Genomic DNA, 11,404 nt, shown 5'->3' on the forward strand with positions numbered 1-11,404 from the left:
TCGGGTGTGCTGGGCATCGAGGTCCAAGGTGCGGGGAGGTCAGGACGGCAGGCTATCGCCCGGGTCCGGACGCGGGGCGCGACCCCGCGCCCGCCGCGCCGCCTCGCCGGCGCGCGGAGCGGACCTCAGCGACCGCGCAGCCGGCGGACCAGGATGCTGGCGTCGCCACGGGACTCGAGGTCGGCGAGGACGACGGCGACGGCCTCTCGGACGATCCGGCCGCGGTCGATGGCCAGACCGTGCTCGCCGCGCAGGACCAGGCGGGCGTGCTCCAGGTCCATCAGCTCCTCGGCGGAGACATAGACGGTGATCTTCTCGTCGTGCCGCTCACGGCCGCTGGGCCGGCGGTTCTGCCGGGACGACTTCCGGCGGGCCCCGGCCTGCGGCTGCACGGCGGAGGCGGGGTTCTGCATCGGTTGGGGGACTTGCGGGGGGACCGTGGCGGTCACGGTGGAGCCGGCCGCGACGGCGGACTGCACGCCGGCGCGTTCGGCGGTCAGCGGCCTGCGGGGGCCGGGCGGGGCGTCCCGGCCGGCGTGCTCGGCGCTGTCGCGGTCGGGTACGCCGGCGGGCCGCGGTTCGGCCTCGTCGTCCTGGGCGCGGTCCTGACGCTGACCCGGGCCGCCCTCGCCGCCTTCGGGAACCGGCCGCAACTGCGTGTCGCCGCCGGTGTGCTGGCGCGGCTGCGGAGCCTGCAGCGCCGCTCCCCCGGTGGTCCGGAACAGTTCGTCGGCGCCCGGCAGACTCACTCGGCGTGGCACCGGGCGAGCACCTCCCTGGCGAGCTGCCGATAGGCCGCGGCACCGACGGAGTTGGACGCGTAGGTGGTGATCGGCTCACCGGCCACCGTGGTCTCGGGGAACCGCACGGTGCGGCCGATGACGGTGTGGAAGACGTGCTCGTCGAACGCCTCCACCACCCGGGCCAGCACCTCGCGGCTGTGCACGGTGCGGGAGTCGTACATCGTGGCGAGGATGCCGTCGAGTTCGAGTTCGGGGTTGAGCCGCTCGCGGACCTTCTCGATGGTCTCGGTGAGCAGCGCCACGCCGCGCAGCGCGAAGAACTCGCATTCCAGCGGCACGATCACGGAGTGCGCCGCGGTGAGCGCGTTCACGGTGAGCAGTCCGAGCGAGGGCTGGCAGTCGATGACGACGTAGTCGTAGTCCGCCAGCAGCGGCTTGAGCGCGCGCGCGAGCGCGGACTCGCGGGCCACCTCGCTGACCAGCTGCACCTCGGCGGCCGACAGGTCGATGTTGCTGGGCAGCAGGTCCATCCCGGGCACCGCGGTCTTCAGCAGTACCTCGTCCGCGGCCAGCCCGCGTTCCATCAGCAGGTTGTAGACCGTGATGTCGAGTTCCATCGGGTTGACCCCGAGGCCGACCGACAGCGCGCCCTGCGGGTCGAAGTCGACCAGCAGCACCCGGCGGCCGTATTCGGCGAGCGCGGCGCCCAGATTGATGGTCGAGGTGGTCTTGCCGACCCCGCCCTTCTGGTTGCACATCGCGACGATCTTCGCCGGACCGTGGTCCGTCAGCGGGTTGGGGATCGGGAAGTACGGCAGCGGGCGGCCGGTGGGCCCGACGCGCTCCCGGCGCTGCCGGGCGGCGTCCGGTGCCAGCGTGGCGGCGTACTCCGGATCGGGCTCGTACTCCGCGTCGGGGTCGTAGAACTGACCGTCCTGCAGGTCGTGGTCATTGTCGTAAGGCGCCATGGTGTAAGCAGGTTGCGTCTCTGTGTTCATCTCGGATCGGCGGGACTCGAAGGTGCGGACCGCGACCGAACCGACGGTCATTCCTGGTTGACCACCCCCGGGAGCAAATGTCGACTCATTCACAAGTCGTCTTACCTCCTTGGTGACCAGGAAACTTCTCGACAGGTCAGCGTGACTACAGCCGACGCTTTGCGACTCTATGGCGTGTCGGTGGTCCGCAGCAACACAATCCGCCGGACACGGCACGATGTGTCGGTAACCGAACACCCGGCTGTCAAGGGCGTAACCAGGCGAACGGCCGGGTCTCGGACATCAAGACCCGGCCGTCAGTGCGAAGTTGACACCTGGTGGCGAATCAGGCCAGCAATGTCTGCAAGTCGATCGCGTCCAGGTCGTGCGCGTCGGCGACCGGACCGTAAACGACCTGTCCCTCATGGGTGTTGAGGCCCCGGGCCAGCGCCGCGTCCCGGCGCAGTGCCTCGCGCCAGCCGCGGTCGGCCAGTTCGACGATGTACGGCAGGGTGGCGTTGGTGAGCGCGTAGGTCGAGGTGTTGGGGACCGCGCCGGGCATGTTGGCCACGCAGTAGAACACCGACTCGTGGACGGTGAAGGTCGGTTCGGCGTGCGTGGTGGGCCGGGAGTCCTCGAAGCAGCCGCCCTGGTCGATCGCGATGTCGACAAGTACCGAGCCCTGCTTCATCCGTGACACCAGCTCGTTGCTGACGAGCTTGGGTGCCTTGGCGCCCGGGATCAGCACCGCGCCGATCACCAGGTCGGCCTCGGTCACCGCCTGTTCGAGCGCGTAGGCGTTGGAGGCGATGGTCTGGACACGGTTGCCGAACACCTTGTCCGCCTCGCGCAACTTGTTCACGTCCCTGTCGAGCAGGGTGACGTGGAAGCCGAGGCCGAGCGCGATGGTGGTGGCGTGCCAGCCGGACACCCCGGCCCCGATGACGACCGCCTTGCCGGACTGGACACCGGGCACCCCGCCGGGCAGCACGCCGCGGCCGCCGGCCGAGCGCATCAGGTGGTAGGCGCCGACCTGGGGGGCGAGCCGGCCGGCCACCTCGGACATCGGGGCGAGCAGCGGCAGCTGCCGGTTGGCCAGCTCGACGGTCTCGTACGCGATCGCGGTGGTGCCGGATTCCAGCAGCGCGTCGGTGCAGGCCCGGGAGGCGGCCAGGTGCAGATAGGTGAAGAGGGTCTGGCCCTTGCGCAGCCGCGGGTACTCCTCGGCGATCGGCTCCTTGACCTTCAGCAGCAGGTCGGCCTCGCCCCACACCTCGTCGGCGGTGGCCAGGATCTCCGCGCCGGCGCCCGTGTACTCCGCGTCCGGGATGGACGAGCCCTGGCCGGCGCCCCGCTCGACGACGACCCGGTGGCCGTTGCGCACGAGCTCGTGCACGCCGGCCGGGGTGATGGCCACGCGGAACTCGTTGTTCTTGACCTCGCGGGGGATGCCCACCTTCACGTCGATCACGGTCCTTGCACTGAGGGAGAACTGGAGGGATTTTGCCAGTCTAGTGAAGGAGGAGCTGCTGTACAGCCTTACAAAGTGGTGGGTTCGACCGGAGAGATTGGCAGTTTCGTAGGCTGGCCAGGAGGTGGACCCGTCCGGCAGCGGTCATCGGGCGCGGTGGAAATGGGGCGTAACTCACAAGGCGGCGCTCCGGACGGCCGGCGCCCGGCCCGCGCCGCTCAGACGGCGGGGAACTCGCCGGGCCGGAAGAGGCGCTGCGCGGCCACCCGCTGGAGCGCGGCGCCGCCGGAGTCGCCGAGGCGGTCGAGCGTGTCGGCGAGCCGCAGCAGCACGGCGGCCTCCAGCCGCTGTTCGCCCGCCTGCCGGGCCCAGTAGAGCGCGTCGCGGCAGGTGCGCAGGGCGTCCTCCGGGTGGCCGGCGTACTCCTGGACCCGCGCGGCTTCGGTCAGGGCGCGGGCCTGCGAGGGCACATCGCCGAGCCGGCGGTGGGCGCCGGCCGCGGAGCGCCACTCGCGCAGGGCCGGGCCGTAGCGCCCGAGGTAGGTCAGCACCGAGCCGATCCTGGCGTGCAGCCGGGCCTGGTGACCGAGTTCGCCGCGGGCCTGGCGCAGCGCGAGGGCGCGGCCGAACCAGTCGGAGGCACGCGGCAGATCCCGCAGGGCGAGGTGCGCGCCGCCGAGGGCTTCCAGCACGCGGCCCTCGGCCTCGGTGTCGGCGCAGACCCTGGCCGCGTCGAGCGCCGCGCGGTATCTCGCCACCGCTTCGGTGTGCCGGCCGGCCTCGGCGTCGAGGTCGGCGAGGTTGATCAGGGCGGCGGCCCGCTCCCGGTGCAGCCCCCGGCGCTCGGCGATCTCCAGCACGAGACGGTGCAGGTCGTAGCGCTCGGTGAGCGTGGGGGTGGCCGCCGGGGCGGCGGTGAGCGCGCGGACCAGCGCGGCCAGCAGGCGGCGGGCCAGGGTGTCGAGTTCGCCGTCCGCCACCGCCATCCGGGCCGCGGACATCAGCGCGGGCAGCCGGGACTCCAGCCAGCCGGCCGCGACGGAGGGCGAGGCGAAGCGCAGGGTGCGGGGCAGCCCGTCGGCCGGCGCCTCACCGCCGAGCGCGGCCCGGCACGACAACAGCAGCCGTACGGTCCGCTCCAGCATCCTGGCGCGCGCCAGCCGTACGTCCTCGGGGCGGTCCCTGCTGTCCACCAGTCCGCGCAGCAGCGGCCGCAGGCAGCCGGGTACCAGGTAATGGGCCTCCTGGGAGCCTGGCGTCAGCAGTCCGCCCGCGACGAAATCCTCCAGCGTGCTCTGCGCGGCCGGCACCGAGCAGCCCGCCAGCGCGGACGCGGCCTGCGCGTCGACCAGGCCGGCCGGGGCCAGCACCAGCAGCCGCAGCATCCGGGCCGCGGTGCCCGGCAGCGTCTCGTACACCAGCCGGAAGGCCCGGACGAGTTCGCCGGGGACGGCCGGCGGGGCGGGGACGTCGTCGGCCGCGGTCCTGGTCTTCGCCGGCGTGACGGCCGGTGCTTCGGAGCCGGCCTGCGCGAGGAGCTCCGGTGGGGCCAGGCCGTCGGTGGCCCGGGCCGCCGGGAGCGATCTCGCCGAGGCGGCCCGCAGGCGCACCGCGGCCTCGGACAGCGACAGGCGCGGCTGGGCGGCGAGCCAGCCGCCGATCAGCCGCAGCGCGCTGGGGTGCCCGGCCGCCTCCTGCACGAGGGATTCGGCCCCCCGGGGATCGTTGGTGAGCCGGGTGTCGCCCAGGGCCTGGGCGAGCAGCGCGATTCCCGCCGCGGTGGAGAGTCCGCCGAGGGTGCTGGGCCGCACATCGGCGATTCCCGGCAGCGGCCCGCCGGAGGTGGCCACCACCAGGCTGCCCGCCGTTTCCGGCAGGATTCCGGCCAACTGCTCGGCGTCCGTGACGTCGTCCAGCACCAGCAGCACGCGCCGCCCGGCGAAGGCCTTGCGCAGGGCGCCCGCGGCATCCGCCGGCGCCGGTACGTCGCCTTCGGGCTCGGGACGGTCGGTGTTCGCGTCGCCGGGACCGGGACCGGTGTCGTCCGCTGACGGGGGGACGGCGGGGGCGGCCGGGGCCGGCCGGTGGGCAGGGGTCCCCGGCGGGCTGCCGGCCGCCCGGCCGGTGACCGCCCGGAGCAGTTCCTGCACGGTCTGCTCGGCGGGGATCGGTTCGCCGCCGTCGCCGGTCAGCCGGAGGAAGAAACGGCCGTCGGGATAGCGGGACGCGAGCTGGTGCGCGAGGTGCAGTGCCGTCGTGGTGCGGCCGACGCCGGGCCGGCCCACCACGAGCAGGACGCGGGCACGGTCGGGGGACTCGCCGTGCGAGACGGCGAGGCCGGGGCGGGAGATCTCGGCGCGGAGTTCGGCCAGTTCACGGATCCGGCCGACGAAGCGGGCGGCGCCCGGCGGCAGGGTGTCCGCCACCGGCCCCGGCTGTGCTTCGGGCCGCGTGACCGACCGCAGGTCCGAGCGCATCTCGGGCCGCATCTCGGGCCGCAGGTCCGAGCGCGCTTCGGGCTGCGCCTCGGGCTGTTCTTCCGACCGCACCTCGGACCGCACCTCGGACCGCACGGGCGGTACGGAAGCGGCGGCCGGGAGGGGAGCGGCGGCCGGGGCGTCCTCGGCAGGCCGCGCCGGAGGCGGATCGAGCGCCTGGTCCGTCACGGGGCACACTCCCGGCTTGATGGGGTGGTCGTCGCTGGGCTGGCCCGCGATGGGGCGTGCGCCGAGCCTAGTTCACCCCCTGAGCCCCTCCCCCGGCCGCGACGCGACCCACGACCTCAATAATCACTCCATCGGATCATCACTCCGGGGAGTCGCCGCTCAGGCGGTGAAGGGCCGGGCCGGCCAGGGTGCGTCCGCGGGACGCAGCGCCTCCAGCCCGTCGCCGGCGAGTGCCGCGGACGCCGCCAGCACCCCGCACACCAGGCTGTTGTTGTGCAGCTCCCCGGCCAGCGCCCCGCGCACGAGGTCGTCCAGCGGCACCCGGGCCGTCTCCATGTCGGCCTCCTCGCCGGAGGCCTCGAAGCGCTCGCCCTCCGCGGCGGTGATGCCCCGCGCCAAAAAGATCCGGATCGCCTCGTCGGACCCGCCCGGCGAGCTGTAGATATCGACGAGCACCCGCCAGTCGTCCGCCTTGACGTGCGCCTCCTCGTACAGCTCGCGCTGGGCGGCGTGCAACGGGTTCTCCCCGGGGATGTCGAGCAGCCCGGCCGGGATCTCCCAGAGCTTGTGCCGCACGGGGTGGCGGTACTGCTTGATGACCAGGACCCGGCCGCTGTCGTCCAGCGCCAAGATGGCCACCGAGCCGGGGTGGACCTGGTAGTCCCGGGCGGCCGTGCCGCCGTCCGGCATGACGACCTCATCGGTGCGGACGGCGGTCTTCTTGCCGGTGAACGGGGTGGCGGTCGCCACGACCTGCCACTCCTGCGGGGTGTCCTGGAGCATGCTGCGCCTTCCGGGTTCCGAGGGACGAAGTGCTGACAAGCTGGGGACGAGCTGGAGAGGAGACGGGCGCGAGCCGGCGGGGGTGGACGGCCGGCGCTCAGCCCTGCTTGGCCGCGACCGCCGCCGCGACGAGCCCGGCGAACAGCGGGTGCGGCCGGGTCGGCCGCGACTTCAGTTCGGGGTGTGCCTGGGTGGCCACCAGGTACGGGTGCGTCTCGCGCGGGTACTCGACGTACTCGACCAGCTTGTTGTCCGGCGAGGTCCCGGAGAAGACCAGGCCGGCCTTCTGCTCGAGTTCCGCCCGGTAGGCGTTGTTGACCTCGTAGCGGTGCCGGTGCCGCTCCTCGACATAGGCCTGGTCGCCGTAGACCTCGCGCACCAGGGAGCCCTCGGCGAGCTTGGCCGGGTAGGTGCCCAGCCGCATGGTCCCGCCCAGGTCGCCCTTGCCGTCGACGATGTCGAGCTGCTCGGCCATGGTGGAGATCACCGGGTGGGCGGTGGCCGGGTCGAACTCGGTGGAGTTGGCGTCGGCGATGCCGACGAGGTTGCGGGCCGCCTCGATGACGATGCACTGCAGGCCCAGGCACAGTCCGAGCAGCGGGACGCGGTTCTCACGGGCGAAGGTGACGGCCATCACCTTGCCCTCCACGCCCCGGTCGCCGAAGCCGCCGGGCACGCAGATCGCGTCCACGTCCGACAGCTGCGCCGCCGCGCCCGCCGGGGTCTTGCAGTCGTCCGAGGTCACCCACTTGATGTGCACCTTGGCGTTGTTGGCGAAGCCGCCGGCCCGCAGCGCCTCGGTGACCGACAAATAGGCGTCGGGCAGGTCGATGTACTTGCCGACCAGCGCCACCTTGACCTCGTGGGCCGGTTCGTGGACCCGCTTGAGCAGGTCGTCCCACTGGGTCCAGTCCACATCGCGGAACGGCAGGTCCAACCGCCGGACGACATAGGCGTCCAGGCCCTCGGTGTGCAGCACCTTGGGGATGTCGTAGATGGACTGGGCGTCGATGGCGGCGACCACCGCGTCCTCGTCCACGTCGCACATCAGGGAGATCTTGCGCTTGATCGCCACCGGCACCGGTCGGTCGGCGCGCAGCACGATCGCGTCCGGCTGGATGCCGATACTGCGCAGCGCGGCCACCGAGTGCTGGGTCGGCTTGGTCTTCAGCTCGCCGGACGGGCCGATGTACGGCAGCAGCGAGATGTGCACCACGAAGACGTTGTCGCGGCCGACCTCGTGCCGCACCTGCCGGACGGATTCCAGGAACGGCAGCGACTCGATGTCGCCGACAGTGCCGCCGACCTCGGTGATTACCACGTCGACGTCGTCGGTGGCCATCCGCCGGATGCGGGACTTGATCTCATTTGTGATATGCGGGATAACCTGCACCGTGTCGCCGAGATACTCACCGCGGCGCTCCTTGGCGATCACCGTGGAGTAGACCTGGCCGGTGGTGACATTGGCCGAACCGGCCAGATTCACGTCGAGGAAGCGCTCGTAGTGGCCGACGTCCAGATCGGTCTCGGCGCCGTCGTCCGTGACGAACACCTCACCGTGCTGGAACGGGTTCATCGTGCCGGGGTCGACATTGAGGTAGGGGTCGAGTTTCTGCATGGTGACCCGCAGGCCGCGCGCCTTGAGCAGCGCACCGAGGCTGGAGGCGGTGAGCCCCTTGCCGAGCGAGGACGCCACGCCACCGGTCACGAAGATGTGCTTGGTGGTCGTGGTTTTCGGCGCAAGTGCCAAGAGGGGGCTCCCGTGGTCGCGAGGTGAGGGTCGAAACGGCGTTCGTGACTGGGAGCGCCGTCGCGGCGGTTCAGTGGTTCAGCCCACCGGCCCACGGGCTACCAGGGTATCAGCGCCGCCGCGGTGCCCGTCCCGGTGGCACACCTCACCGGCGGCTTTCCGCTGTTCGCGGCGGTGGTGGCGGTCGTGTGAGGGGCTCGTGGCGGCTTCGTGCGCGCCTGCGGGCCCTGGTGAACGCGCGGCTGGTACTTCCGTTTCGTGGGCGTTACGGCTTTTCGGCCGCAAGGTTGCCGAGAGTCACCCGTTCGGCCCAGCAGAGATCACCGAGACCGACACACCGGCCGTCGCGAAGACGTATTCTGCTCGAACGCACTGCGCGAGCAGACCGGCACGGCACCATCCCCGCCCTCTTCCGGATCGCTGAGCTCGTCACAGATCCCGACCAGTTCCCCGAGCAGATTCAGACCAGATCCCATCCAGATCCCGACCGACGCGGATCTGCGTCGTTGTTCCCTTCCCAAGACCGCAAGACCGTCCCAGGCGGGGCGGCGCCGTGTTCGACTGGAGTTGCACGTGGCCGGGCGTATCGAGGACTACGCACTCATCGGTGATATGCAGACCGCCGCCCTGGTCTGCCGGGACGGCACGGTCGACTGGCTGTGCCTGCCGCGTTTCGACTCACCGGCGGTCTTCGCCGGTCTGCTCGGCACCGATGAGCACGGTTTCTGGCGGCTGGGCCCCGCACATCCGGCCGGCACGCAGCCGCCCCGGGCCACCCGCCGGCGCTACCGGGGCGACTCCCTCGTCCTGGAGTCGGAGTGGGACACCGACCGGGGCACGGTCCGGGTGATCGACTTCATGCCGCCGCGGGACGGCGCGCCCCAGCTGATCCGGATCGTGGAAGGGGTCAGCGGCCGGGTGCCGATGTGCTCGTCGCTGCGGATGCGCTTCGCCTACGGCCAGGTCACGCCCTGGGTGCACAAGGTGGGCGACCGCACGGTCGCGGTGGCCGGCCCGGACTCGGTCTGGCTGGACACCGAGGTGGACACCTACGGGGAGAATCTGACCACCTATTCGGAGTTCACCGTCGCGCCCGGGGACCGGCTGGCCTTCACCATCAGCTGGGAGCCCTCGCACAAGCCGCAGCCCTCGCTGCCGGAGCCCGAGGTTGCCCTGGTCAACACCGAGGACTTCTGGCGCGGCTGGGTCGAGCAGTGCACGTACACCGGGCCCTACCGGGAAGCGGTCGTCCGCTCGCTCATCACGCTGAAGGCGCTCACCTACGCGCCCACCGGCGGGATCGTGGCCGCGCCGACGACCTCGCTGCCCGAGGACATCGGCGGGGTGCGCAACTGGGACTACCGCTTCACCTGGCTGCGGGACGCCGCGATCACCCTGTCGTCGCTGCTGCGCACCGGCTACCGCGACGAGGCCCGCGCCTGGCGGGAGTGGCTGCTGCGGGCGGTGGCCGGCGACCCGGACAACCTGCAGATCATGTACGGCATCGCCGGCGAGCGCGAGCTCGGGGAGAACGAGCTGCACTGGCTGCCCGGCTACGAGGGCTCCTCGCCGGTCCGGATCGGCAACGGCGCCGCCCACCAGCTCCAGTTGGACGTCTACGGCGAGGTCACCGAGGCGCTGCACCTGGCGCACATGACGGGCCTGGCGCGCAACGACTACGCCAGCGTGCTGCAGCTGAAGATGATCCGCTACCTGGAGAAGCACTGGAACGAACCCGACGAGGGCATCTGGGAGGTGCGCGGTCCGCGCCGCCACTTCGTGCACTCCAAGGTGATGGCCTGGGTGGCCGTCGACCGCACGGTGAAGCTGATCGAATCCGGCGAGGTCGACGGCCCGCTGGAGCGGTTCCGGGACCTGCGCGACGAGATCCACTACGACGTGTGCGACAAGGGCTACGACCGGCGGCGCAACACCTTCACCCAGTCCTACGGTTCGCGTGAGTTGGACGCCTCGCTGCTGCTGATCCCGCAGATGGGCTTTTTGCCGCCGGACGACAAGCGGGTGATCGGCACCATCGAGGCGATCCAGCGCGAACTGTCCACCGAGGACGGCTTCGTGCTGCGCTACCCGACGTCCCGCGAGTCCAGCGGTGACGAGAACCTGGACGGGCTGCCGGGAGACGAAGGGGCCTTCCTGGCCTGCTCGTTCTGGCTCGCGGACGACTTGGCGATGATCGGCCGGGTGGACGAGGCGCGGCGGCTGTTCGAGAAGCTGCTGGTGCTGCGCAACGACCTGGGCCTGCTCGCCGAGGAGTGGGACCCGCGCCGGCAGCGCCAAGTGGGCAACTTCCCGCAGGCGTTCAGCCATGTCCCGCTGATCGACACCGCGCTGCGGCTCACCGCGGCGGGGGCGTTCCGGTCCTGACCGGGCCTGACCGCCGCGGCGGTCAGGGCCTGCGCTGGATCAGTTCGTCGTAGACGCTGAGCACTTGGGCCACCGTGTCGTCCTCGGTGGGCCACGTGGCGGCCTGGGCGCGGCCGGCCGCGGTGAGCGCGCCGCGGCGGGCCGGGTCGCCGAGCAGGCCGGTGACCGCCTCGGCCAGCGCGGCGGCGTCACCGTACGGGACCAGGACGGCTGCCTCGCCGACGAGTTCGGGGGTGCCGCCGACCGCGGTGGCCACCAGCGGCACGCCCGCGTGCAGCGCCTCCTGGGCGATCAGCGCTCTGGCCTCCCAGCGGCTGGGCAGCACCACGAGGTCGGCGGCCGACAGCAGTTCGGGGAGGTCGTCGCGGCGGCCCAGCAGCTGCACCGGCAGCCGCTCGGCCTCGATCCGGCCTTCCAGGGCGGCGCGTTCGGGACCCTCACCGGCGATGGCGATCAGCGGGCGGGGGGTGAGGTCGGCCCAGCGGGCGGCGGCGTCGAGCAGCACACCGTAGCCGCGGTGCGGCTCCAGCCGGCCGGCGGCGAGCAGCAACGGCCTTTCCAGTGCGCCGAATTCGGCCCGGATCTTCTGCCGGTGCCGCTCTCCGTCGGCGGGCGGCCGCGGCGGCCGG

The 11,404-nt window shown here is 72.2% G+C and carries 8 protein-coding genes; 1 reads left to right on the forward strand and 7 read right to left on the reverse strand.

What is annotated here, in order from left to right; translation table 11 throughout:
- Nucleotides 1–125: 125 nt before the first annotated feature.
- From GA0115240_RS00280 to GA0115240_RS00305, 6 genes are all read right to left on the reverse strand, one after another.
- Nucleotides 126–761 (reverse strand): hypothetical protein, encoded by a 636-nt coding sequence (locus GA0115240_RS00280; protein ID WP_093734606.1) that lies wholly within the window; start codon nucleotides 759–761, stop codon nucleotides 126–128.
- Nucleotides 746–1,792 (reverse strand): ParA family protein, encoded by a 1,047-nt coding sequence (locus GA0115240_RS00285; RefSeq protein WP_176724945.1) that lies wholly within the window; start codon nucleotides 1,790–1,792, stop codon nucleotides 746–748. Before GA0115240_RS00285 ends, GA0115240_RS00280 begins: the two co-directional genes overlap by 16 nt.
- A gap of 274 nt (nucleotides 1,793–2,066) precedes the next feature.
- Nucleotides 2,067–3,191, reverse strand: a complete 1,125-nt coding sequence (ald, locus tag GA0115240_RS00290) for an alanine dehydrogenase (protein WP_161301934.1) — start codon at nucleotides 3,189–3,191, stop codon at nucleotides 2,067–2,069.
- A 218-nt stretch (nucleotides 3,192–3,409) separates the two neighbouring features.
- Nucleotides 3,410–5,740, reverse strand: a complete 2,331-nt coding sequence (locus tag GA0115240_RS00295) for a tetratricopeptide repeat protein (RefSeq protein WP_256069352.1) — start codon at nucleotides 5,738–5,740, stop codon at nucleotides 3,410–3,412.
- 276 nt (nucleotides 5,741–6,016) lie between these two features.
- Nucleotides 6,017–6,640, reverse strand: coding sequence for an NUDIX domain-containing protein (locus GA0115240_RS00300; protein ID WP_093734607.1), 624 nt, complete (start codon nucleotides 6,638–6,640; stop codon nucleotides 6,017–6,019).
- Between the two features lie 97 nt (nucleotides 6,641–6,737).
- Nucleotides 6,738–8,390, reverse strand: a complete 1,653-nt coding sequence (locus GA0115240_RS00305) for a CTP synthase (RefSeq protein ID WP_176724946.1) — start codon at nucleotides 8,388–8,390, stop codon at nucleotides 6,738–6,740.
- A gap of 561 nt (nucleotides 8,391–8,951) precedes the next feature.
- Between GA0115240_RS00305 and GA0115240_RS00310 the strand changes: the two genes are divergently transcribed.
- On the forward strand, nucleotides 8,952–10,775 hold the full coding sequence (locus GA0115240_RS00310; RefSeq protein WP_272919847.1) for a glycoside hydrolase family 15 protein: 1,824 nt from the start codon (nucleotides 8,952–8,954) through the stop codon (nucleotides 10,773–10,775).
- Nucleotides 10,776–10,797: 22 nt separating this feature from the next.
- On the opposite strand, the gene GA0115240_RS00315 is transcribed toward GA0115240_RS00310, so the two are convergent.
- Nucleotides 10,798–11,404, reverse strand: a 607-nt coding sequence (locus GA0115240_RS00315; RefSeq protein WP_141708668.1) for a glycosyltransferase, incomplete at its 5' end; no start/stop codon positions are given.

This window comes from Streptomyces sp. DvalAA-14, assembly GCF_900091855.1.
GTDB lineage: Bacteria > Actinomycetota > Actinomycetes > Streptomycetales > Streptomycetaceae > Actinacidiphila.

Excerpts from the sequence above, each read along its gene's own strand:
- GA0115240_RS00285 (WP_176724945.1), bottom strand. The coding sequence starts at position 1,792 with ATGACCGTCGGTTCGGTCGCGGTCCGCACCTTCGAGTCCCGCCGATCC.
- GA0115240_RS00300 (WP_093734607.1), bottom strand. The coding sequence starts at position 6,640 with ATGCTCCAGGACACCCCGCAGGAGTGGCAGGTCGTGGCGACCGCCACC.